Raw genomic sequence first — 21,988 nt, 5'->3', positions numbered from 1 at the left:
CAGAAAGGGTCAGGGATCCCTTTCCTTGCGCCAAGGTGGTGGATCCCCGGTAGGCGACGGCGCTGAGCTCCGCTTCGCCGGCGGGCGGGTTGGTAAAGGTGAAGGTGGCCGGTTGCCCTGGGCGCAGGGGCGCGGTGGCGGTCTGGCGATAGCTGCCCAGGGTAATGCTCAAGTCGATCCCTTCCACTCCTGGCCAGGTGGGGGTGCGGGCCAGCCAGCGATCCACCTCTGAAGCCGGGAGCTGGGCCACCAGATCGGATCCCTGTTCCTGGAGCAGCAAAACGATGCGATTGTTGGGCACCGCCAGACCCGCTTGGCGGGCCTGTTCGAGCGTGAGGGCAAAGGCGGAGGGGGTGAGGGGAGTTGGAGTGGAAACCGGCTGCAGGGCAGAAGGGGGAACGACGCTGGGAGACAAATTAGAGGAAGAAAGCTCGCCGCAGGCCGAGAGGGCCAGCACCAGGGCACTCAGCGCCGGCAGAGATAGCGGTGCAGGGGAAACCCGTCGTGGCATGATGCAGCTTATCCTCTCCCCCAAACTGGGAAATGGCGGGAACCCAAACCTCCATATCTGTCTTCCTCAGCGTACGAGCTGGCGAAAACTGCCCAGCACCTTCCCTGCTGCAGGAGCCAGCTCGGCCAATGCCTCAGGCCCTGAACTGCATTTCTATTCATAACCAACTGCCCTCACCCACAGGTGAGTTACACTCCTCACTCTACTTATCCTTACTCAAATCCCCGCCGAAAAGCCAGATGGCAGTTGGGTGCTTGCCAAGTTGTGTCTGCGTTTGTCTGCTCAAGTGTCCAGATCGGGATCCCAGCCTCTTCGAGCAGAAGCGTCTGGCAGGGTGAGCGACGGTCGTTAGACTTATAGCTCTGGGATCGGCCAGTCCCGCGGATAAATCAAATAGACAGTACCCCCGGAGTGTGCCAACCACAAAGACTCCAGCTGGTCGCGGCGGTAGGTGCGGCGAACTTCTTCGTTGGTCTTGGCCGCCGGATCGTGGAGGATGGGATCCCCTTGGCTATCGAACCCCACCAGCACCGCCAGATGGCCGTTGCTGCGGGGGAGCGGCGCCCCCTCCAGCTCTCCCTCACCCCAGGCATAGCTGAGGATTACTGGCACCCCTGCTGCGATCCAGGCTTCTGCCTGGGCCAGGCTCTGCAGCCGTGCCACCAGGCCGGCCAAACCTCGCTCGGCGGCATGGGCCACATTGAAGGCCCAGTTGCCGTGGCCTCGGTAAACCCGGTCGTATACCCCAGCCACCGCGGCGCGCACCAACGGCTCACAGGGGCGGGGATCCCGCTGCCAGTAGGCCATCACCATGGCCAAAGCGGTGGGGCTGCACCAAGCTGCTCCCCCGTCGGGGTACACCATCTGGGAACACAAGGGCAGAGCCAAGACCTGGCCCCAGCGGCTGGGATCCCCAGGGGAGAGGTGGCTGGGCTGGGCCGGCTGGTTGGAAAAGGCAACCGCCACCTGATCCACCAGGGGAGAGCGGCCCGCCTCTTGTGTGAATAGGCGCACCCTGACCTGAAAAGCCTCTGCCCCGTTGTGGGTATCCTTGAGCACCAACAAATCCGTGTTTAGGTTGCCGTCCTCATCTGCCTGCCCGCGCACGGAGTGGCTGGCCAGGGTGGCCGGATCGGCGGCCCACACCCCGGCGTGATACCACCGGCTCCAGCGGCTCTGCAGCTTGGCGCGGATCCCCACTTCCAACCAGGTGCCGGGGGGCGTGGTGGCATTCCAGGAGACGATCGCCTCCACCAGAGGAAAGCTGGCGGGAACTTCCGGGCTGACGGCTTCTCCCACCCAATAGCTGCCGGGGGGATAAAAAGGCCGGCCCTGAAACGCCGACTCAGGTGCTTCAGAGCTGACTGCTTGCCGCCAGCCCTCTGGATCCAAGAACAATTGCCCTTGGGGGTTCAGCCGGATCCCGCGGGCTGACCAGTCCTGAAAACCTTGGGGGGCCTGCCAGCGCTGCAATCCGGTGCGATAGGTGGAGTGGGTCTGGGTTTGCATCAGCAAGAGTCCTGGAGAAATTGGAGCCGGCTGGGCCAACGCGGGCAGGAGCAGTACAGCCGCGCTGACCAGCCCAAACAGCCCTTGCCAACCGCTCTGGCCTTCTGCAACCCGCATGGTCGGCTTGCCCCCATTAAAAGCCGGACACAATGACTCTGCAAAAGGGCATTTAGTAGCGGCGCTCTCTTACCCAGAGGCCAATCAACGCTGCCTTGCCCCAGGGATCCACTTTCACTTCTGCCCGCGTGGCTTCGGGATAACGCCGAATATCCTCTTCCAGGACATCTCCCACCGCTTCGGGAATAAAAAATTCTTCGATGCCAAACTTGAGCCGCCACCCGTCAAACCGGCCTCGCAGCACTTTCTCTTCAGGCTTCACGTCTTTGGGCATGTCCCGGCTGACACCGATGGCTTGCCAAGGTTGAGTTGGATCCCCGCCGGAGGGAGCTAAGCGCAGATACAGGATCCCTGGTCTGTCCAATTCAGATGACCAACCCGGCAGTTGTTCCAGGGTGGAGCGGCGATCGACGACGTAACCCAAGGTCACGTACCGGCCCCGCAAGAGGTCATAGGGATCCAGAGGGGCCGTTTGCAAGTAGATCGTAGTTCCGGTGGCGAGGGTCAGCGCCTGCCGAGCCGGTATCAGCAGAACAATGCCCAGTTGCAGCAGCAGGGCCAGCCAAAACCGCCATTGGGGCAGGGATCCCTTCTTAAAAAGATTCGACATAGCCAGAGGGAGCGACTTCTCTCTTATGGCACAGGTTTGTCGACCTCGGACAAAAGCGGGTAGAAGTGTCCCACCGGCCCCTGCCCCGCGCCAATGGCCAAGGGATGCCGCAGCGCTTCTGTTACATAGGCTTTGGCCGCCAGCGTAGCCGCCAAGGGATCCTTGCCCCAGGCCAGTTGCGCCGCAATGGCCGCCGAGAGGGTACAACCGGTGCCGTGGGTATGGCGGGTGGGGATCCGCTCCGTTTTCAGCACTTCCAGCCGCTCGCCATCGAACCACACATCCACCCCCTGCAACTCCCCCGGCATGCCCCCACCTTTGACCAGCACCGCCCCACAGCCCAAATTGCGGATCCGCCGGGCCGCCGCCTCCATATCTGCCAGCGACTGCAGCTCCAGCCCTGCCAAAATCTGGGCCTCGTAGCGGTTGGGGGTCAGCACCTGAGCCAAGGGGATCAGCCGCTCGCAGATGGCCTGAATGGCCTCATCGGCCAATAACTTAGCTCCCGTGCGAGACACCATCACCGGATCCACCACCAGCGGCCGCAACGCCCAGCGCTCCACCTGCCGGGCCACCTCCCCCACGATCTCGGCGTTGAGCAACATGCCGGTTTTGATCCCTTGCACCCCGATGTCCTGCACCACCGCCTCAATCTGGGCAGCCACTGCCTCCGGCGGCAGGGGATCCACCCGGGTAACCCCCAGGGTATTCTGGGCGGTCACGCAGGTCAGAGCGGAAGTGCCGTGTACGCGCTGGAAGGCAAAGGTACGCAGATCTGCTTGAATGCCCGCTCCGCCACCGCTGTCGGATCCAGCGATGGTGAGGGCGACAGGGGGATGCTGCTCGGCCAACATTGGAGCCGGAGTTGGTTCAGATGTGGGGACAGACATTGGCCAAACGACAAAAACTGCCGAGGGTACCGATAGTCATTTCCATCAATCGATATCGATCATCTTTTCAACGTAGCAGTGAAACTGTTGGTTCCCGATAGTCTGAGACCGCTGAGGTATTGGGAAAACGCTTCCAGACGCCCGTCAAGAAGCCAACCATAGTCATTTCAAATATCAAATGGGTTCGTCACGTCGTTATTGCTACGCAACGCTGTCACGAACCCGCCGCTCTAACTCCCCTCTCCCAGAGGGAGAGGGGCTGGGGGTGAGGGCCTCTGGAAGAGGGGTTGGGGGTGAGGGAGTGTCTGAATCGGGTTTGAAATAGCCATAGGAGTGGGCTGTTCTAGCCTAGATCTGGAGAGCCATCCGCGGTGGTAGCCACCACCTCCACCCAAGCCCTCTCCCCCTCCACCGCCGTCAGGCTCCAGCGCAGTAGGGAGGCTGGCCGCCCCAACTCCTCGGCCACTTGCTGGAGAAGGGATCCCTCCAGTTGAGAAGCAGAAACCGGCCAACTCAGGGGCAAAGACAGGCGGAGAAAATGCAGCTTCACAGGCTGTCGAAAACCATCCCACAATAAACTGGCGTAGAAGCAGGCGTGGGATCCGGCACGGCTAGGAGCCAAATTGTAAACGGTAAACCTCTTCCTCTTGATCGGTCTCCACCTCCAGATCAGAGGTAGGGTAAGCTACGCACAGCAGGACAAAGCCCTGAGCCCTGAGTTCCGGCCCGATCCCCATTGCATCCACCTGGGTCACGGATCCCGACTTCAGCCGCCCTGCACAGGTGGTGCAAACTCCCGCCTGACAAGAGGAAGGTAGCTCCAGGCCGTGCTCCAGAGCCGCCTGTAAAACCGTCTGATCCGCCGCGGCGGGGAAGCGGTAGGTCTGGCCCCGGTGATGGACAGTTACTTGATAAACCATAGCCGCCATTAGGAACCCACCCGCGAAGGAGTGCGGGCCACCGTCAGCGACTGCGGCTGGCGCATTTTCTTCACCTGAGCCTCGATCCTTTTGACCCCCTCCGCCTCCAGGTCGGCGATGTAGTGACTCTTATGCGCCTCTGCCTCTCTCTCGCTGGCAAAGGGGCCGTAGTAGTAGGTGCAGTCGTCGGTGGTGATCTCGATCCAAACCGATAAGCCAAGCAGCCTATCCAACAGACTGGTTAAAGAGTTGCTCACGGGATCCATCCCCCCCTATTCACAAGTGCCAAAGATCGTTCGGGATCTTTGGCAATCATCAACTAGATTCTACTGCTTTTGTTGACGATTTGTTGAGAAATGTTTCGACCTCGGCGCGTTTGAGCTGGTGGGGGGAGCGCTGCCGGTGAATCTCATAGAGGGCGATGCCCGCTGCCACCGAAGCATTCAAACTTTCCGTGCGGCCCGCCAAGGGGATCGACAGCAGTTGATCGCAGTGGCGCTGGGTGAGCAGGCTGATCCCTTCCCCTTCCGATCCCACCACCAAGGCGATGGGACGGCGAAAATCGGCGCCGTAGACGGGGGGAGCCCCTTGGCTGGTGGTGCCGTAGACCCAAAACCCCTGCTCTTTAAGATATTCTAGAGCGCGATTCAAGTTCACCACCCGCGCCACCGGCAAGGTGGAGAGGGCTCCTGCCGCCACCTTCATCACCGTCGCGGTTACCCCTGCCGCCCGCCGTTGGGGGATCACCATCCCCTGCATACCAAACGCTTCCACGCTGCGGGCGATAGCCCCCAGGTTGTGGGGATCTTGGATCCCGTCTAGCACCACCAGCACCGGATGGGGGCCGGCCTGACGGCTTTTTTCCACCAAATCCTCCAGATCCATGTACTGATAAGGCGTGGCCTGGGCGGCGATACCCTGGTGATTGGCACCAGCCGTGAGGGCGTTCAGCCGTTGTGGAGATACCTCATCGATAACGGTGCCCCGCCCTTTGGCTGCTTCCAGCAGAGAGAAAAAGGGCGGGCTGTAGCGCAACTTTGGCAGGATCCAAACTCGGTTGAGGGTAGCTTGACTTCTCAGAGCAGCCAGTACCGTCTGGCGGCCGTAGATAATCTCTTGCTCCAACTCGGCCTGAGGCTGGGCTTCTTCCGGCAAGACCCCTGTCCCGTCAATGGGAAGGCCGGGATCCAGTTTGCCTGTCAATTGAGAATCCACCTGGCCTTGAGGCGACTGCCGTTGTGCGTTGCGGCGGGGAGCCTCTTGAGTGACAAGCTTGGGCCCCCCATCTCGGCGTTTGGGCCACTGTCCCCGCTTGCCGACGGATTGCCCTGCTCCTCGCCGTTGCAGTTTGCCCGAGCGAGACAGCCGTAGAGCAGGTTTGCGCTGAGAAGGCTTGGGCATGGGCATGGAAGAGGTAAAGACGAAAGACTATCCTAGCCTTCCTCCTCGCCCAGGGTCTCAGCCAAAACATCGGTGAGGGCGAGGACATGGCGAAGTCGTTCGGGATTGACCAGGTAGAGATAGCCCAGAACGGTTTCCAGGCCGCTGGCGTTTTGGTAATCGGCCAGAGGCAGATGCCGGGGTGGGCGACCGCAGCCATTGCGACCCCAGCGGACGATCTCCTGCTCTTCGGGGTTGAGATGGGGCAACAGCGCCAACAACAACTTGGCCTGTGCCGAGCCGCGCACCCGCCTCACCACCTGCTGGTGATAGCGCTCCAGCCGATCCGGCGGAAACAACCGTTGCCGCCGCACATGCAGTTCATAAATGGCATCTCCCAAGTAGGCCAAGGCTGCGGGCGATAGGCGACGGATTTCGGCCAAAGATCTTTCAGCAGTGGGGTCGGACAGCAGATCGCTCACAACAGCTTACAACAACTATTCGTTGAAAAAATATCCAGAACCGCTGCTGTCGGCTCATGACAAATTCAAGACTCAATCCGGGCCGATCCAGTCCATGCTAGGGCAAGTTTCCGCCATGCTGCCAGTCTCCCTGTCGCCCTGAACCCCCGCTTCTGTAAGTGATTTGGATCACGAAGCTGGGGAAGAAAAAGCGCTGGTTATGGTCATTGCAAAGGGTATGAAACAGCCTGTCCGTTGATCTCCAGCTCCCCTCTCCCCTTGTGAGAGAGGCAAAGTGTCTTAATCGTGCTTAGAACAACCATGACAAACCAAGCGGTACCGGCAAGGGTCTGACGCTATGAGCCTTGACAAGCAAGTGACTCCCCCCCTCAAGAAGAGCCAAATCCAGGAAGCAGTGGGCGAGCTGGCCGGCGATCAACGCGAAAAGCTGGAAAGTAAAGCCGAACTGGCCGAAGCTGCTGCTCAACAGACGGCTGAAGAGTCCCTCAAAGACGTCGCAGATGAGGGGATGGACTAGAGAGGAAACCGCTTAGCCGAAATTGGGGAATAACAGATCTCCGTTGAGCAAAAGCAGATAGGCGACAATCGCCCCGCCCATCCCCCCTATCAAAAAGCCGGCCGCCAATTCGCTCCAAGACTGGGATCCCCCGTTGCGCTGCGAGGAGACAGTGCCGTAGAGAGAGAGGGCTGCCGTCAGGATTAAGATCAGGCCACAGGCTCCCAGAAAGCCGCTCAGCAGACCGATGGACTCGTTGCGCAGCGGCCCCAGCTTGGTAAAGGGGCCGACCAGCCAATAGCCGTGGGCCATGCCGATTTCCAAGCCCCGCCAAATGGAGCTCAATCCCGGTCGGTTGATGGGCAACCAGTCTATCAACAGACGGACAACAGACGCGTGGTTGATCGGCGTCCAGAGATCGCCAATCTGCGGATCTCCTTCGGGGACGGTGACGTATCCCCTATTCATATTCAACGGAGCGGGATCGGCATTGGGTTCGACCATTTCAGCAACTCTGTGTCCGGTTCAAAAGAGATGGAAAAAAGCTCAAAAAAGCAGGGATCCCGCCGGGCACGGGTCGTGGCGGGGATCCCCTGCTTCCACTCAGAACGTCAAAATGTCCGGGAAGAAGCGATTGATCTCGATAAACAGGGCAAAAACGAAGCTGGAAAACAGGATAAAGGCCACCGGAGCAGTGGTGAGAAACTTGGTGAAATCAGCCATAGACGCCTCTCAAGAGTTGAACAGATAATGAACCGATAATCGAGTTAAGGAAGGCCGGGCTGAGGTTCCTCAGCGGGGCGAGATGGGCACAGCAGCTTCTGGCTCCTGAATTTCACCGCTGGCAATTTCCTTCAAAGCAGCCGCGGGCCAAACCAGAGCCGTGAGGAAACAGCGCAGCGCCAGCGCTACATCGATTAGGCTTTCTTTCATCTCCGGGCTCTCCTCATCTCGAACTGCAATCAGGTAGGAGCGTCCGGCCCAGCCCAACCAACCGGCAATGTAGAGGAAAAGCAGGCCGGGGATGAGAAACTCGCCCGCATGATTCAATCGACCATCTGTAACCAAGTGGGGCAGGCCCTCTTCGCCGCAGAGCAGCTTGCTGTAGCGTTCAAAGCGCTTCTCAGTTTGGGCCAGCTTTTGCTGGTAGAGAGGAGCCAGGTCAGGGCTGGCGTTGAGGATCTTCTCTTCGAGGCTGCTCAGGCGTTCGTTCATCAGGGCCTGAAAAGCGGGAACTTCGCTGCAAGGCTTCAGACCGATCAAGGGTTCTGCCTGCACAGATTGGGCAAGGCCAAGCGCGATGCAGAGGGCCAAAAGGAAACTCAAAAGGGTTCGCATAGCAGGATGTGTCCTTGAGCTAGGGGTCTAGGATCTGTCTAAATGTGCAGGAATGCTAAGTGCAGAAACAGGCACTAAACGGTTAGTATCATACTCCCGAGCGCCTCACCTCGACGGATCCCGAGTTTTAGCTCACACAATTCTTAAGGATCCTGAAGCGTTCCCACCCCTTTTCCCCCACTTGCTCTCCCATGGCCCGCGTCCTCGCCATCGAAACCAGTTGTGATGAAACGGCTGTGGCTGTGGTGGAGGCAGATGCGGCCTGGCCGGGGTTTGCCCCGCGGCAGCTCAGCTCTGTGGTGGCCAGCCAGATTGACCTCCATGCTGCATATGGGGGCGTGGTGCCGGAGGTGGCCTCCCGCCGCCACGTGGAAACTCTGCCCTTTGTGCTGGAGTCCGCGCTGCACCAGGCCGGGCTGGGCGTGGCCGAGGTGGATGCTGTTGCCGTCACCTGTGCGCCGGGCCTGGTGGGATCCCTGCTGGTGGGGCTGATGGGGGCCAAGACCTTGGCCCTGCTCTACAACAAACCTTTGATCGGGGTGCACCATCTGGAGGGCCACCTGTTCAGCGGCTTTTTGACCGAGCCCGACTTGCGTCCCCCTTGTCTCTGCCTTTTGGTTTCAGGGGGCCACACCAGCTTGATCTGGATGAAGGACTATGGGGAGTACCAGACGATGGGCCGCACCCGTGACGATGCTGCCGGCGAAGCCTTTGACAAGGTGGCGCGGCTGTTGGGGCTGGGCTATCCGGGCGGGCCGCCGATCGACCGCTGGGCGCAACAAGGGGATCCCAACCGCTTCCCCCTGCCCGCGGGCAAGCTGGATCACCCCTACGACACCAGCTTCAGCGGCCTTAAGACGGCGGTGCTGCGCCTGGTGCAACAGTTGCAGCAGGAAGGCCGGGAACTGCCCGTGGCCGATATTGCTGCCAGCTTCCAGGCCTGCCTCACCCGCGTGCTGACCGAAAAAGCGGTGGCCTGTGCCGAGGCGCTGGGCCTCTCAACCCTGCTGGTTACAGGGGGGGTGGCCGCCAACCGGGAGCTGCGAGCTCGCCTGCTGGAAGCGGGCCGACCCAAGGGCCTGCGGGTGATCATCCCGCCTGTTGCCCTCTGTACCGACAACGCCGCCATGATCGGGGCAGCCGGCCTCTGCCACTGGCTGCGGGGAGAGATCTCACCCCTGGATCTGGGCGTAGCTTCGCGCCTGCCCCTGGAAGAGATCCCTGCCCTCTACGGCAAGGGGGGCAGAGATTACCGCGAGGTGCTAACGGGTTCTGCCGTTGCCCTCTGACGTTGCCGCACCTCGAGGTAGATGAGCAGGGCGTTGATGTCGGCGGGGTTGACGCCGCCAATGCGAGCGGCCTGGCCCACCGTCAGGGGTCGGACGGCCGCCAGTTTCTCCCGCGACTCTTTGGAGAGGGTGGGGATGGAGTGGTAGTCCAGATCGGGGGGCAGGGGGCGGTGGTACTGCTTGCTCACCTGCTCAATTTGGTTCTGCTGCCGCTGGATGTAGCCGCTGTATTTGACGGCAATTTCTGCTGCCTCCTGCTCAAAGGGATCCAGCTCCTCATTGCCCAAGCCCAGCTCCAGCAGGTCGGCGTAGTGGATCGGGTTGCGCCGCAGGATCTCGGCCAGCGTGGCGGATCCTTTGATCCCCTGGCCGGTCAGTTGGCTGAGGTGGATCCCGGCGGGGTCGTGGGCCTTAACCCGCTGGGTTTCCAGGCGCTCGATCTCGGCGGCAATGCGGGCTTGCTTGGCCTGGAAAAGAGCCCAGCGGCGGTCGTCGATGAGGCCCCATTCCCGCCCCAGGGGGGTGAGGCGTTGGTCGGCATTATCGGCGCGCAGGATAAGACGGTATTCGGAGCGGCTGGTGAGCATGCGGTAGGGCTCCCGCAGCTCTTTGGTGCAGAGGTCGTCGATGAGGGTGCCGATGTAGCTGGACTCGCGCGGCAGAGTGACCAAGGGTTTGCCCTGCACCAGGCGGGCGGCATTGATCCCGGCTATGAGCCCCTGGGCTGCCGCCTCCTCGTAGCCGGTGGTGCCGTTAATTTGGCCGGCGCAGAACAGCCCCTGCACTTTTTTGGTCATTAGGGTGGGGTAGAGCTGGGTAGCCGGCAGATAGTCGTATTCCACGGCGTAGGCAGGCCGCAGCATCACGCACCGCTCCAGGCCGGGCAAGGAGCGCAACATCTGGATCTGGATTTTCTCCGGCATCCCCGTCGAGAACCCCTGGATGTAGAGCTCCGGCAGATCCCGCCCTTCCGGCTCGATGAAAATTTGATGGCTTTCCTTGTCGGCGAAACGGACGATCTTGTCTTCGATGCTGGGGCAGTAGCGAGGCCCCTTGGCCTCCACCCAACCGCCGTAGACCGGGGTCTCGTGGAGATTTTCGCGGATGATGCGATGGGTCTCCGGCGTGGTGCGGGTGAGGTAGCAGTCCATCTGCTCCCGCGGCACCCACACCTCCGGGTCGAAGCTAAACCAGCGCACGTCGGGATCCCCTGGTTGCCGCTCCATCACGGAAAAATCGACGCTGCGGCGATCCACACGGGCAGGGGTGCCGGTTTTCAGCCGGCCCGTCTCAAAGCCCAGTTGGCGCAGGGTGTCGGTCAGGCCTTCGACGGCAAATTCCCCCGCCCTGCCGGCAGGTTGCCAGTGGCGGCCAATCCAGATGCGCCCCCCCAGAAAGGTGCCCGTGGTCAAGATCACCGCCCCACAGCCGAGGACACTGCCAAAGTGGGTAACCACGCCCACCACCTCATCGTTGCGCCCCAGCACCAGGTCGGTGACGGTGCCCTCGCGAAGGGTCAGGTTGGGTTGGTTTTCCACCACCGAGCGCATCACCCGTGCGTACTCGCGTTTGTCGGTTTGCGCCCGCAAGGCCCACACCGCCGGCCCCCGCGAGCGGTTGAGGATCCGCTTCTGCAAATAGGTGCGGTCGGTAACCTTGCCCATCTCGCCGCCAAGGGCGTCGATTTCGTGCACCAGTTGCGACTTGGCCGGGCCGCCCACGGCGGGGTTACAGGGCTGCCAGGCAATCTTGTCCAGGTTCAACGTCAGCATCAAGGTATTGCAGCCCAAGCGTGCTGCCGCCAAGGCCGCTTCACAGCCGGAATGCCCCCCACCCACGACAATCACGTCGTAGTGGTCGAGAAAATCCACGTTGTCTCGTCCAACTTTGAGCATCGGATTGCCCCTTGCTGGCTACCGGGATCCCCTATCCCAATTGGGTTGTTACAGCTTGTTTCTCCAGTCTAGCGATGGATAGAGGGCTATCCCCACATCTCGGCAAGAGGAAAAGGCTCCTTGGCCAGACCCCCACCAGTTTGCCGCCCCGAGGTTGCCCAAACCGGCCAGGATCCCGCTCTCCCCAGTCGAATCTAATCCAGACTATTTTAGTCGGATTTGGTTGACGGGGTAGACCGGGGGTGATAAGATTGCCTTCAACAATCGGGTGAGCAAGCTCTAACCCTTTCTCCCGCCAGAGGCTTTCCATGACGCAAACCGTTTCCCAACGCCCGCTCAGCTCTGCCGCTGCCCCGGCGGCTCCTGCCCTGCGCAACCCCCAGGTGGGCTTCAGCCGCTTGCGCTGCCGCGAATGTGGGGCTGAGTACGAGCCGGTGGCTAAGCACGTGTGCGACCTGTGTTTTGGCCCCCTGGAAGTGGTCTACGACTACGACTGGCTCAAGGGCGCCGTCAGCCGGCAGAGCATCCAGGCCGGGCCGCTGTCCATCTGGCGCTATCGGCCTTTTCTGCCGGTGGTTTCGGAGCGGCCCATCGATGTGGGCACCGGCATGACGCCTCTGGTGAAGGCGGAGCGGCTGGGCCGGCGGTTGGGGTTGAAAAACCTCTACATCAAAAATGACGCCGTCAACATGCCCACCCTCAGCTTTAAGGATCGGGTGGTGTCGGTGGCCCTAACCCGCGCCAAGGAGCTGGGCTTTACCACCGTTTCCTGCGCCAGCACGGGCAATCTGGCCAACTCCACCGCCGCCATTGCCGCCCACGCCGGCTTGGATTGTGTCATCTTCATCCCGGCGGACTTAGAAGCGGGTAAGGTGCTGGGATCCCTCATCTACAACCCCATCGTCATGGCCGTGGAGGGCAACTACGACCAGGTCAATCGCCTCTGCGCCGAGGTGGCCGATCGCTACGGCTGGGGCTTTGTCAACATCAACCTGCGCCCCTACTACGCAGAAGGCTCGAAAACCCTGGCCTACGAGGTGGCGGAGCAACTGGGGTGGCAACTGCCGGATCAGGTGGTGATCCCCCTGGCGTCCGGATCCCTGTACACCAAGATTTACAAAGGTTTCCAGGAGTTTGTGAAGGTAGGGCTGGTGGCGGAGAAGCCGGTTACCTTCCATGGCGCCCAGGCCCAGGGCTGTGCACCCATTGCCCAGGCCTTTCGCGAAGGGCGGGATTTTGTTACTCCTGTTAAGCCCAATACCATCGCCAAGTCCATTGCCATCGGCAACCCTGCCGACGGCATCTACGCCCTGGAGATCGCCCGCAAGACCGGCGGCCAGATCGCGACGGCTACGGATCCCGAGATCATCGCTGGCATCAAGCTCCTGGCCGAGACCGAGGGCATCTTCACCGAGACCGCCGGCGGCACCACCATCGCCGTGCTCAAACACCTGGCCGAAGCCGGCCAGCTCGATCCTGAGGCGGTTACGGTTGCCTATATTACCGGCAATGGCTTGAAGACCCAGGAGGCAGTACAGGCGCAGGTGGGCCATCCGCTGCTGATCTCGCCCAAGCTGGAGAGCTTTGAACAGGCGTTGGAGCGGGCCCGCACCCTGGAGCGGCTGGACTGGCAAGAGGCCTCGGTTTGAAGCGAGGGGGATCCCCCTGGGCTCTTAACGGAGTCTTAATGAAGAACTGTTACAATCCCTGGTACAGGCCCACTTGCTCAGGAGCTTTGCACCATGCCTATCTTTCGTTCTGTCCGTCACTTTGCGCGTCGCTGCCTGCCGGTGGCGGTGGCTGTGTTGACCCCTCTTGCTTTGGCTCCCACGGCTCGGCCCCAGGGGCTGAACACCATTGCCGTTGAGCTGGAAACTTTGCCCAGCAGCTACTCGACGTTGGCGGCGGCTTTGCGGGCGGCGGGGCTGAACACGGCGTTGGCGGGGCCGGGGCCATTTACGATCTTTGCCCCTTCCAATGTAGCTTTTGGCCAACTGCCGCCGGGCACCGTAGAGACGTTGTTGCAGCCGGCCAACCGGGATCAGCTCACCCGCATCCTCACCTATCATGTGGTGCCGGGGCGGATTACCTCGTTTGACCTGCGGCCCGGCCAATCGACTACTCTGACCACCTTGGCAGGGTTGCCGCTACGGGTGCAGGTGGGATCCGATGGCAGCATCCGGGTCAACGGGGCCAGCGTGAACCTGGCGGATATTCCGGTCTCGAACGGGGTGATTCACGGCATTGACGGGGTGCTGCTACCCTAGTCTTCTAATGTTGGTCGATGGACGAAGCATTGGCTTATGGCGGTCAAGGTGTTGATTCCCACCACGCTGCGGGCACTCACCCGGGATCAGGAGGTGGTGAATTGCGAGGGATCCACAGTTCGGGAGTTGCTGGAGGCCTTGGAGCAGAGCTATCCGGGCATCAAGGCGCGGCTGTGCGACGAGAAGGGGGAATTGCGCCGCTTTGTCAATTTTTATGTCAACAGCGAAGATATTCGTTTCCTCAACGGCTCCGACACCCCTCTTCAGGATGGGGATGAGGTGAGCATCGTCCCTGCTGTTGCCGGGGGCTGAGGCCTGCCGAGTCTGCCGTGGATCCCAGGGATTGGTTAAGCCAGCCGGCGCCGCTGGTGGCGCCTGCTTTGCTGGGCATGGTGCTGGTGCGGCAATTTGCCGATGGGCTGCAGGTGCGGGCCCAGATCGTGGAAACGGAAGCCTACACCGCCGGAGATCCGGCTTGCCACGCCTATCGCCGCAAGACCCGGCGCAATCAGGTGATGTTCGGGCCGCCGGGCCATCTCTACGTCTATCGCATCTACGGCCTCTACCACTGCTTGAACATCGTCACCGACGCGGAAGGGATCCCCTCGGCAGTTTTGATCCGGGCAGCCCAGTTGGATTGCCTGCCGGAGTGGATCCCGGCCAGTAAGCGCTCGAAGCCTGCACGGGTGGCGTCAGGGCCGGGCCTGCTCTGTCAGGCGTTGCGCATCGACGGATCCCACAACGGCTGGCGGCTGGAGCGGGCGGAAGCCGGCCAGGAAGGCATTTGGCTAGAGGGATCCCCCGCTTGGGAAGCACAGTTGCCCATCGTCCAGACCACCCGCATTGGCATTACCCATGGGGCCGAGCTCCCCTGGCGCTGGTACATTAAGGATCATCCGGCGGTGTCGCGCTATTAGGTCACGCTTTCATTGGCGAATCTCTTCTATCCAACCGGTTTTGCAACCACGTCTGAATATCCCGCAGGCTCTCCGGAGCAACTTCATGGCCCATCTCGTACTCGCGATAGGTGAAGTTCAGCGGCAACGGGGCGAAATAGTCCCGGATCTGGCGGCCAAAAGCAATCGGCAAAACGGCATCGGCAGTGCCATGAACCGCCAAGATGGCCAGGTGTTTCATCCGCTCCGGCTCCACCGCCTCGGCCAGGATCTCTGGAGATAGGCGCCCACTCATCGCCACCACCCCTGCCAGCTTCTCCGGCTGGGTCAGAGCCAAATACAGGCTCATGATCGCCCCCTGGCTAAACCCCAGCAAATACACCTGGCCTGGATCCAAAGCAAGATTAGAAAGATCCGGGAGCCCATCCGGCAACACCTGCTCCAGAAAGCGGCTCAGGAGCTGGAGGCTATCGCGTGCCTGCTGCGGATCCCCCACCAGCCCTTCCGGCGTCCAGGCCATTTCAAACTAGGCAAACCCGCCTACACCCCAAGCAATGGGGGCTCTCAAGCTGATCACCGCAAACCGGGGATCCAGATAGGGAGCCAACTGGAACAAGTCCCCCTCGTGGCTGCCGATCCCGTGCAGCATCACCAACACAGGTGCGGATCCCAGGCCGGCTTGGCGGGGGGGCTGAAAGCGGTAGGCGAGGGGCAAAGGGGGAGACACACAGACATCCTCCCGACGGGGAAACTATGCCCAATCCTGGGGGTGCCGCAGAACCTGGTAGAGCTTGGCTTCCCAGGTGCCCGGCTGCGGCTCGTAGCCGTATTCCCAGCGCACCAACGGCGGCAGCGACATCAGGATCGACTCGGTGCGGCCTTGGGTCTGGAGCCCGAAGATCGTGCCCCGGTCGTAGACCAGGTTAAACTCCACATAGCGCCCGCGCCGATAGAGCTGGAATTGTCGCTCCTGCTCCCCCCATTCCATTCCCTGGCGCCGCTCCACAATGGGCACATAGGCCGGCAAAAAGGCCTCACCACAGGCTTGCACCAGCTCAAAAAGATGCTCCCAACTGCGGCATCCCACCCGCACTTGCAGCGGTGGCGGTTCAGTCGCAAGCTGGTCGGGATCCCCTTCTGCCTGACCCTCAGGACGGTAAAGGAGGCCGGGGCGCTCATCCTGATAGTCGAAGAAAATGCCGCCAACGCCGCGGGCCTCACCCCGGTGGGGCAGGAAAAAGTAGCGGTCGCACCAGATCTTGAAAGCCGGGTAGTAGGCGGGATCCAAGCGGTCACAGGCCGCCTTGATGGTGCGGTGAAAATGGGCCGCATCCTCCTCAAACAGGTAATAGGGGGTGAGATCCATGCCGCCCCCAAACCACCAAACCGGCCCCGCCTCGAAATAGCGATAGTTCAGGTGAACCGTCGGCACGTAAGGGTTACGGGGGTGCAGCACCATGGAAGTGCCGGTGGCATAGAAAGAATGCCCTGCCGCTTCTGGGCGCTGTTTCAGAATCGAGGGGGGCAGATGGGATCCGAACACCTCGGAAAAATTGACTCCCCCCTGCTCAAATACGTCTCCCTGCTGGATGACCCGCGAGCGCCCACCCCCTCCGCCAGGGCGTTCCCAACGGTCTTCGCGAAACTTGGCTTTGCCATCCAGGGCTTCCAGACGGGCACAGATGTCATCCTGTAGGCGCTGCATGAACCGGCTCACCTGTTGGCGGGCGTCCACCGGCAGCGCTGTCGGGCTTGAGGCCAGCATCATCGTCTTCCTATCTCTCGCAACTTGCCAAAAACATCCCCAGTCCCAACAAACCCTCTCAAGCTGGGGCAGCCGAACCCAAGAGCTCTGACCGCCCCTGGACGGTACAGTGCGCAGCTTAGGTCCAGGCCATTCTGGGATCTTACGTGGGAACCGCCTCGTAGGGACGGAGCCGCGCCCATTTGTTCCGTTCCTCGCGAAAGCTCTGGCAGCCCACCACATCCCATTCCATCTCCGTGCCGCCGTTGCGGATATTGACATTGATCTGGGGGCCTTGCGGCTCAAAATCCGGCGTCAAAGTGAGATGGGGCTGCTGATGCTGCGCTTCCACGGCATGGTAGGTGGTGCAGCGGTCTACGTAGTAGCAGTGAATACAAATACACATGGTTGCTGCCTGCAAGAGACGGTTCCCGATCTCGAGAGTAGCATCCGGCCCTTTTCTAGACAGGGGATCCCCTCTTTCTCAGCCGGCTCTTGAGATATTTCTTAGCAAACAGAGGCATCTCCTCGTCTCTCATCTAGAATCTCGACATACTTCTCAGGCTGAGGCTGGATCTGCCTCTAGGATCGAACTATCCAGGCTATCCCAAGGAATTGCCATGAACACCCACACCCGCTACCGCTTCACCTGCACCCTCTCCTTTGGAGATATTTACGGCCAGATCATCATTTGGTTGATTGTCATCTTTGCCAGCCTGGGCGCTGCCCTCTCCCTGATGAATAGCCCCCTCTATGCCTTTCTCACCATCGCCCTGATTTTGGTCATTTCCCTGCCTTTTTTGCTCTTCGCCTTTGTGACCACCCTGCTCAACCACATCGAGTTTGTGGCCGTTCCCCCTGAGGCAGAGGAAGAGCGAGCTGTGGCAGCCAAGTCGCGGATGGCCGTCGGCTAGCAGCCAGTGGGCCCCTTCCGGCGCTAAGGATGCCGCAGGTTGGCCAGCCGTTTCGGTGGCCAGCGGGGCTTTCTGCTTAATACTTGTTTAAACTCCGTCAGATTTTGTCTATAATTGAGTCGGAAGGCCTGACAGCTTTTTCCACCTTCAGGAGAGTTCTGCAGCCAAGCAGGATCCTAATCTATGCAAGGGATGGATCTACCTTGGCTGAGGGAGATGACGTGGTAAGAAGCTGTACCGTTTGACCTCTTGGCTGGTCTTGCTGCCTTGCTTGCAGAGGCGAGCCGGCTGAGGATGGCTTAGGAGAGGGCTGCAAGTCAGTTCAGGAAGATGGGTGTGCTGTAGTGATGAAGGTGATGGACAATAGCTTGGCGCAGCTCGACTACCGAGTGTACAGGTTGGCGCGGCTGTTGAGCGAGTATTTGAATTTGGGGGAATTGATTGCCCTGTCTGTTGGCTCTCTGCAGGAGGGGCGTTCTCGCAATGGAGATTAGGCTGGGCCTGATCTACCCGGGCGCTGGCGTCGGCAAGCGGGATCCCGTAGCCTAGGTAATTTGTCCTCCGTTACAGCCCCTATGCGGATCCCTTCCTGGTGGCCGAAGCTCAGTTTTCAGGTCTGGCTGATCTTCATCGGTCGGCTGCTTTCCCAAACCGGAACCGGCTTTACCCTGTTTTATGCCACCCTCTTTTTTGTCAATCGGGTAGGGCTGACCGCCACCCAAGTGGGCTTGGGGCTGGGCGTTATGGCTTTTGCCGGGGTGTTTGGCCGCATCCTGGGCGGCTCGATGGCCGATGGTTCTTGGGGGCGCCGCTCCACGTTGATCCTCTCGCTGTCTATTTCTGCCGTGGGATCCTTTGGGTTTGCGCTCTCCTACGAGTTCTGGAGTTTTGCCTTGGCCAACGTGGCGGCAGGTTTGGGGCAAGGGTTATACTGGCCGCCTGCAGAAGCGATTGTAGCGGATCTAACCACGCGCGAGCAGCGCAACGAAGCCTACGCTCTCAACCGCCTGGGGGATAGCCTGGGTCTCAGCCTTGGGGTGGCTATGGCCAGCACGCTGGTGGCTCTGACGGGGGCCTATCGGCTCTTGTTTGTAATCGATGGTGTTACTTTTCTAATCTTTTTGGCGGTGCTCTGGTTTTTCATCCGGGAAACCCGGGCCACCTGTTCGGCGACAGAGCCTGTGTTAGCAGGTTGGAAAACCGCCCTTGGGGATCGCTCTCTCTTGGTGTTTGGCCTGTCGAATATCCTGTTCACCACTTACATCGCTCAGCTCAGCAGCAGCATGCCCCTCTACTTCCGCAATCGGGTAGGGATCCCAGAGGTGCAAATCGGCATTCTGTTTGCCTTACATGGGGCTCTGATTGCTCTGCTGCAGATGCCGGTGGCCCGTTGGCTAAACCGCCGCACGCGCGTCCAAGGGTTGCAGGGATCCGCCCTAATGTGGGGGGTGGGATTTCTCCTGGTTTGGCTCAGCGGCCTGGCGGCAGGGCTGGGAACCGGGCCGGCTTTGGGGGTGGCGGCCTTGGCTCTGGTGGTGCTCTCGTTGGCGTTGGTGAGCTATAACCCCTCGGCCTCTGCTTTGGTGGCGGATTTGGCGCCGGATCACTTGCGGGGGGTGTATCTGTCGGTCAACTCCCTCTGTTGGGCGGCAGGATTTGCCGTTGGCCCCATGATTGGGGGGATGGCTTTGGACTTGCCGCAACCGTGGGCAAGCGGGTTGTGGGTCTTTTGGGTGATCAGCGTCGGCCTGGTTTTGGGGATCCTCGGCTTTCTTAATCGCATTCTGCCCTGCCAGGTGAATAGAGCCACAGCGCCTCTGATCGTGGAGCCCTAAAGCGCAGAAAAGAAGCGGATCTGGGGATCCCGGCTTGGCCAGTAGCTTGTTAGGATCAATCCGTCCTCAAAGATGGGTCTTGAGACCCAGTTTTTTGGGTGAGGATGCCGAACAGGAGGGCTCTGGTCTCAACGGTGGAGGATCTGAATTGTGAGCTTGATTGGCAACATCATTTGGCTCATCTTCGGGGGCTTGCTGACAGGTTTGGGCTATATCTTGGGAGGGCTGAGCCTCTGCCTGACGATCATCGGCATTCCTTTTGGCTGGCAGAGCATCAAACTGGGGTTTGCAGTGCTGGCCCCTTTTGGGAAAGAAGTGGTGGAGTATCCCGATGCCAACAGCCCGCTGCTGCTGATCTTTAACGTTATCTGGCTATTGCTGTTCGGCTGGCCGCTGGTGCTTAACCATCTCTTCTGGGCTCTGATTCTGGCCATCACCATTGTCGGGATCCCTTTTGCAAAACAACACATGAAGTTAATTATTTTGTCCTTGTTGCCCTTTGGCCGAGATCTGCGCTGAGGAAGTGGGTGGACTTGGGATCTCGCCTTTTGATTTCCGAAGACTTCGCCAAGCTGACGGTAGGGGCGGATGCAGACTATGGGTCATCCTGCCGCCAAAATCGCCTCCAACAAGGGATCCGCCCCAAAGCGCACCACATCGGTACAGGGCCGTCCGGTCTCGGCTTGCACCTGGCGGATCTGCTCCAGCGCCGCTTCTTCCTCCCAGCCGAAGGTATTGAGGGCAATCCCCACCACCGGCACAGGGGCGAAGGCACCAGCAGCCATGGCCACCTGTTCGTACAGCTCGATCACCTTGGACAAAGGTGGGATGGGCACGTAGTCCATCCCTTTGATATGGGTCTGGCCGGCTCGGTGAACCAAGATCAAATGGGTGGGCTGGGATCCCCGCAGCAGGGGCAAGGTCGCTGTAGAGGCGGGGTTGAGCAGGGATCCCTGGCCTTCGAGGTGCAAAATGTCGTGGTCAAAGCCAGAGCGCAGCACCAGTTGCTCCACCGCTCCGCTGGCATAGTCCACCCGCACCGCATCCAACGGGATCCCCTCGCCGCTGATGAGGATCCCGGTTTGTCCGGTGGCCAAAAAGCGGGAGCGCAGTCCCCGTCTCAGGCTGGCCCGGTGCAGCTCCAGGCTGGCGGACATTTTGCCCACGCTCATGTCGGTGCCCACCGTCAACACCCGTTTGCAGGGCAAGGTGCGGGCCAAAGCTTTTCCCACCGACAGGTTGGGGGGTTCGCGGCGAATGTCCCAGATCCAGGCTCCCGGCTGCAGCCACTGCCGCAACTGGGGATCCTCGGCCAGAGGCGTGTGGAGACCGTTCACCAGAGATAGGCCGGCTTGCAGGGCTTGGCGCAACTCCTCCCGCCAGGCTTGTGGCAACTGGCCGCCCGAAGGGGCAATCCCGATCACGAGCACTTCAGGCCGGTAGGCCAGCGCCTCCGCCACCGAGGCCACAATGGGAATGGCTTTGGCGATGCCGGTCAGATGAACCAGGGATCCCCCCGCCTGCTCCCGGTCGATCACCGCCACCACCGGGAAAGGCCCGTAGCGCAGCAGCCCCAAGCCCGTTTTGCCGTGCTCCCCCAGCAGGCCACCGTGGAGCAGGATGGCCACCCGAGTTTGGCTGGATAGGGATCCCGGCTTTCCCATTACTCCTCCCGCAGCTCTACCCCCAAGCCCGGTCGGTCGGTGGGGATGAGACGGCCCTCCTGCAGGACGGCCCCGACGAAGGGATCCTCGACAAGATTGAGGTGGCTGTCCAAATCCAGATAATCCACCAGTGGGGCCAAGTGGGCCGCCGCCGTATTCCCCAGAGCCGTGTTGCTGTAGCAGCCCAGCATCACCTGCAGCCCGTAAGATTTGGCCGTGTGGATCATGCGCCAGGCTTCGCTGAGGCCCCCACATTTCATCAGCTTGATGTTGATGCCGTGGACGCGATCCGCCAGGGCAGGAATATCGCGGCTGTCGCAGCAGCTCTCATCCACAAAGATGGGCAGCTTCGACTCGTGCCAGAGGGTGATCAGCTTCGCCTCCTGCCCCCTCTCCAAAGGCTGCTCTAGGTAGCTCACCCCTTGCCCCGCCAGCCAGTTGCTCATGCTCAAGCTCTGCTCCACCGTCCAAGCCCCGTTGGCATCCACTGTAATCAAGGATCCCAGCGGGATCACCTCTTGCACAGCAATCAGCATGTTCTGATCCGCCCTCAGCCCCAAGTCGCTACCCAGCTTGATCTTAAAGGCCCGCGCTTGGGTCTGTTCCATCCAGGCCAAGGCCCGCTGGCGGGCCGCTTGAGGGGTGGAAATGCCAATGGTCAACGTGGTGGACGGAATGCGGGAGCGATCCAGCCCCCACAACTGCCACAGGGGCTTCTCCAGTCGTTTGCCCATCCAATCGTGCAGAGCCATATCCACCGCCGCCCGCGCCGCCGACGGGATCCCGGCCTGCAGCAACTGAGCCTCGATTTGCTGGCGCTCCCAGGGGGAGTGGCGCCTCAGGATCCCTTTGGCCACATCTAGGCCCATGAGGATATCGTCCAGGGACTGGTGGCAGTCGTCGCTTAGCGAGAAGGGACAAGCCTCTCCCCACCCTTCAATCCCCTCTTCCTCGATCCGCACCCACGCCAGCGCAGCCTCACTGTAGGTACCTCGGCTGATGGTCAGGGCATAGCGCTTGTGAACGGTGAAAGCTTCAACATAAAACCGCATGGGCATCTCCAGAGGAGAGAAAGCTTTGAGGGGCAATTCCATTCGAGCTTAGCTCGGTTCCCACCGCCCCCTAGCTCAGAAAAAAAGTTATCCCCTGCCCTGTCCGCTGTCTATGGTGGAGGGCCCGCCTTTACTACTGCGACAAACCCAACACCTGTCTCATCTCCAATGGCTTTGCC

The 21,988-nt window shown here is 60.8% G+C and carries 28 protein-coding genes and 1 pseudogene; 10 read left to right on the top strand and 19 right to left on the bottom strand.

Annotation, left to right across the window (positions count from 1 at the left end; translation table 11 throughout):
* From NW853_RS05975 to NW853_RS05935, 9 genes and pseudogenes are all read right to left on the bottom strand, one after another.
* Positions 1 to 511, bottom strand: a pseudogene (locus tag NW853_RS05975) (hypothetical protein); the annotation flags it as partial.
* Positions 512 to 865: 354 nt separating this feature from the next.
* The gene (locus NW853_RS05970; RefSeq protein ID WP_414348316.1) at positions 866 to 2,137 is read right to left on the bottom strand and encodes a peptidase C39 family protein; all 1,272 of its coding nucleotides are present in this window, start codon (positions 2,135 to 2,137) and stop codon (positions 866 to 868) included.
* A 52-nt stretch (positions 2,138 to 2,189) separates the two neighbouring features.
* Positions 2,190 to 2,747, bottom strand: coding sequence for a GDYXXLXY domain-containing protein (locus NW853_RS05965; RefSeq protein ID WP_414332972.1), 558 nt, complete (start codon positions 2,745 to 2,747; stop codon positions 2,190 to 2,192).
* A 23-nt stretch (positions 2,748 to 2,770) separates the two neighbouring features.
* A complete protein-coding gene (gene thiD, locus NW853_RS05960; protein ID WP_414332974.1) occupies positions 2,771 to 3,601 on the bottom strand; it encodes a bifunctional hydroxymethylpyrimidine kinase/phosphomethylpyrimidine kinase in 831 nt (276 codons plus the stop codon).
* 379 nt (positions 3,602 to 3,980) lie between these two features.
* A complete protein-coding gene (locus NW853_RS05955) occupies positions 3,981 to 4,187 on the bottom strand; it encodes a hypothetical protein (RefSeq protein ID WP_414332976.1) in 207 nt (68 codons plus the stop codon).
* Positions 4,188 to 4,248: 61 nt separating this feature from the next.
* Positions 4,249 to 4,566, bottom strand: a complete 318-nt coding sequence (locus tag NW853_RS05950; RefSeq protein ID WP_414332977.1) for a 2Fe-2S iron-sulfur cluster-binding protein — start codon at positions 4,564 to 4,566, stop codon at positions 4,249 to 4,251.
* Positions 4,566 to 4,823 carry a DUF1816 domain-containing protein gene (locus tag NW853_RS05945; RefSeq protein WP_414332979.1) on the bottom strand — a complete coding sequence of 86 codons (258 nt, stop codon included), beginning with the start codon at positions 4,821 to 4,823 and terminating at the stop codon, positions 4,566 to 4,568. Before NW853_RS05945 ends, NW853_RS05950 begins: the two co-directional genes overlap by 1 nt.
* A 49-nt stretch (positions 4,824 to 4,872) precedes the next feature.
* Positions 4,873 to 5,964 carry a 23S rRNA (guanosine(2251)-2'-O)-methyltransferase RlmB gene (gene rlmB, locus NW853_RS05940; protein WP_414348315.1) on the bottom strand — a complete coding sequence of 364 codons (1,092 nt, stop codon included), beginning with the start codon at positions 5,962 to 5,964 and terminating at the stop codon, positions 4,873 to 4,875.
* 26 nt (positions 5,965 to 5,990) lie between these two features.
* Positions 5,991 to 6,380: a ribonuclease III domain-containing protein gene (locus NW853_RS05935; protein WP_414332983.1), complete on the bottom strand. Its 390-nt coding sequence runs from the start codon at positions 6,378 to 6,380 to the stop codon at positions 5,991 to 5,993.
* Positions 6,381 to 6,756: 376 nt separating this feature from the next.
* Here NW853_RS05935 and NW853_RS05930 point away from each other — a divergent pair, with 376 nt between their 5' ends.
* The gene (locus tag NW853_RS05930; RefSeq protein ID WP_414332985.1) at positions 6,757 to 6,936 is read left to right on the top strand and encodes a CsbD family protein; all 180 of its coding nucleotides are present in this window, start codon (positions 6,757 to 6,759) and stop codon (positions 6,934 to 6,936) included.
* A gap of 12 nt (positions 6,937 to 6,948) precedes the next feature.
* Here the strand turns inward: NW853_RS05930 and NW853_RS05925 are convergent, their stop codons facing one another.
* From NW853_RS05925 to NW853_RS05915, 3 genes are all read right to left on the bottom strand, one after another.
* Positions 6,949 to 7,419, bottom strand: a complete 471-nt coding sequence (locus tag NW853_RS05925; RefSeq protein WP_414332986.1) for a photosystem I reaction center protein subunit XI — start codon at positions 7,417 to 7,419, stop codon at positions 6,949 to 6,951.
* 99 nt (positions 7,420 to 7,518) lie between these two features.
* Positions 7,519 to 7,638, bottom strand: a complete 120-nt coding sequence (locus NW853_RS05920; protein WP_011434365.1) for a photosystem I reaction center subunit IX — start codon at positions 7,636 to 7,638, stop codon at positions 7,519 to 7,521.
* A gap of 69 nt (positions 7,639 to 7,707) precedes the next feature.
* Positions 7,708 to 8,253 carry a Photosystem I reaction center subunit III gene (locus NW853_RS05915; protein WP_414332988.1) on the bottom strand — a complete coding sequence of 182 codons (546 nt, stop codon included), beginning with the start codon at positions 8,251 to 8,253 and terminating at the stop codon, positions 7,708 to 7,710.
* Between the two features lie 191 nt (positions 8,254 to 8,444).
* Here NW853_RS05915 and tsaD point away from each other — a divergent pair, with 191 nt between their 5' ends.
* Positions 8,445 to 9,542, top strand: coding sequence for a tRNA (adenosine(37)-N6)-threonylcarbamoyltransferase complex transferase subunit TsaD (gene tsaD / locus NW853_RS05910; RefSeq protein ID WP_414332990.1), 1,098 nt, complete (start codon positions 8,445 to 8,447; stop codon positions 9,540 to 9,542).
* Here tsaD and mnmG read toward each other — a convergent pair.
* The gene (gene mnmG / locus NW853_RS05905; protein WP_414348312.1) at positions 9,503 to 11,437 is read right to left on the bottom strand and encodes a tRNA uridine-5-carboxymethylaminomethyl(34) synthesis enzyme MnmG; all 1,935 of its coding nucleotides are present in this window, start codon (positions 11,435 to 11,437) and stop codon (positions 9,503 to 9,505) included. The genes tsaD and mnmG overlap by 40 nt on opposite strands.
* 308 nt (positions 11,438 to 11,745) lie before the next feature.
* Here mnmG and thrC point away from each other — a divergent pair, with 308 nt between their 5' ends.
* From thrC to NW853_RS05885, 4 genes are all read left to right on the top strand, one after another.
* Positions 11,746 to 13,086: a threonine synthase gene (gene thrC / locus NW853_RS05900; RefSeq protein WP_414348309.1), complete on the top strand. Its 1,341-nt coding sequence runs from the start codon at positions 11,746 to 11,748 to the stop codon at positions 13,084 to 13,086.
* A 93-nt stretch (positions 13,087 to 13,179) separates the two neighbouring features.
* Positions 13,180 to 13,704 (top strand): fasciclin domain-containing protein, encoded by a 525-nt coding sequence (locus tag NW853_RS05895; RefSeq protein WP_414348306.1) that lies wholly within the window; start codon positions 13,180 to 13,182, stop codon positions 13,702 to 13,704.
* A 36-nt stretch (positions 13,705 to 13,740) separates the two neighbouring features.
* Complete coding sequence (locus tag NW853_RS05890; protein ID WP_414332997.1) at positions 13,741 to 14,016, top strand: ubiquitin-like small modifier protein 1; 276 nt, start codon at positions 13,741 to 13,743, stop codon at positions 14,014 to 14,016.
* A gap of 77 nt (positions 14,017 to 14,093) precedes the next feature.
* On the top strand, positions 14,094 to 14,621 hold the full coding sequence (locus tag NW853_RS05885; protein WP_414348348.1) for a DNA-3-methyladenine glycosylase: 528 nt from the start codon (positions 14,094 to 14,096) through the stop codon (positions 14,619 to 14,621).
* 1 nt (position 14,622) lies between these two features.
* Here NW853_RS05885 and NW853_RS05880 read toward each other — a convergent pair whose 3' ends face one another.
* From NW853_RS05880 to NW853_RS05865, 4 genes are all read right to left on the bottom strand, one after another.
* Positions 14,623 to 15,120 (bottom strand): alpha/beta hydrolase, encoded by a 498-nt coding sequence (locus tag NW853_RS05880; protein ID WP_414348304.1) that lies wholly within the window; start codon positions 15,118 to 15,120, stop codon positions 14,623 to 14,625.
* A gap of 6 nt (positions 15,121 to 15,126) precedes the next feature.
* Entirely contained in the window at positions 15,127 to 15,327 is a 201-nt protein-coding gene (locus NW853_RS05875; RefSeq protein WP_414348301.1) for a hypothetical protein, read from the bottom strand.
* 24 nt (positions 15,328 to 15,351) lie between these two features.
* Positions 15,352 to 16,365 (bottom strand): oxygen-dependent coproporphyrinogen oxidase, encoded by a 1,014-nt coding sequence (gene hemF, locus NW853_RS05870; RefSeq protein ID WP_414333037.1) that lies wholly within the window; start codon positions 16,363 to 16,365, stop codon positions 15,352 to 15,354.
* A gap of 142 nt (positions 16,366 to 16,507) precedes the next feature.
* Positions 16,508 to 16,750: a Ycf34 family protein gene (locus NW853_RS05865; RefSeq protein ID WP_011434378.1), complete on the bottom strand. Its 243-nt coding sequence runs from the start codon at positions 16,748 to 16,750 to the stop codon at positions 16,508 to 16,510.
* Positions 16,751 to 16,964: 214 nt separating this feature from the next.
* On the opposite strand from NW853_RS05865, the gene NW853_RS05860 reads away from it, so the two are divergent.
* The 4 genes from NW853_RS05860 to NW853_RS05845 all read left to right on the top strand — a co-directional run bounded on the left by NW853_RS05860 (position 16,965) and on the right by NW853_RS05845 (position 19,612).
* The gene (locus NW853_RS05860) at positions 16,965 to 17,258 is read left to right on the top strand and encodes a hypothetical protein (protein WP_414333001.1); all 294 of its coding nucleotides are present in this window, start codon (positions 16,965 to 16,967) and stop codon (positions 17,256 to 17,258) included.
* Positions 17,259 to 17,605: 347 nt separating this feature from the next.
* On the top strand, positions 17,606 to 17,752 hold the full coding sequence (locus NW853_RS05855; RefSeq protein WP_414333003.1) for a hypothetical protein: 147 nt from the start codon (positions 17,606 to 17,608) through the stop codon (positions 17,750 to 17,752).
* Between the two features lie 81 nt (positions 17,753 to 17,833).
* Positions 17,834 to 19,093: an MDR family MFS transporter gene (locus NW853_RS05850; protein ID WP_414333004.1), complete on the top strand. Its 1,260-nt coding sequence runs from the start codon at positions 17,834 to 17,836 to the stop codon at positions 19,091 to 19,093.
* Between the two features lie 150 nt (positions 19,094 to 19,243).
* A complete protein-coding gene (locus NW853_RS05845; RefSeq protein ID WP_414333005.1) occupies positions 19,244 to 19,612 on the top strand; it encodes a YccF domain-containing protein in 369 nt (122 codons plus the stop codon).
* An 83-nt stretch (positions 19,613 to 19,695) separates the two neighbouring features.
* On the opposite strand, the gene NW853_RS05840 is transcribed toward NW853_RS05845, so the two are convergent.
* Together NW853_RS05840 and NW853_RS05835 are read right to left on the bottom strand one after the other, a co-directional pair.
* Positions 19,696 to 20,757 carry a DUF1611 domain-containing protein gene (locus NW853_RS05840; RefSeq protein ID WP_414348299.1) on the bottom strand — a complete coding sequence of 354 codons (1,062 nt, stop codon included), beginning with the start codon at positions 20,755 to 20,757 and terminating at the stop codon, positions 19,696 to 19,698.
* Positions 20,757 to 21,809: a dipeptide epimerase gene (locus tag NW853_RS05835; RefSeq protein ID WP_414348296.1), complete on the bottom strand. Its 1,053-nt coding sequence runs from the start codon at positions 21,807 to 21,809 to the stop codon at positions 20,757 to 20,759. Before NW853_RS05835 ends, NW853_RS05840 begins: the two co-directional genes overlap by 1 nt.
* Positions 21,810 to 21,988: the final 179 nt, after the last annotated feature.

Origin of the sequence: Synechococcus sp. H55.11 (genome assembly GCF_047462475.1) — a bacterium.
Classification (GTDB): Bacteria; Cyanobacteriota; Cyanobacteriia; order Thermostichales; family Thermostichaceae; genus Thermostichus.
Note: the sequence above shows the minus strand (reverse complement) of the source record. Positions and strands in the feature narration are given on the sequence as shown.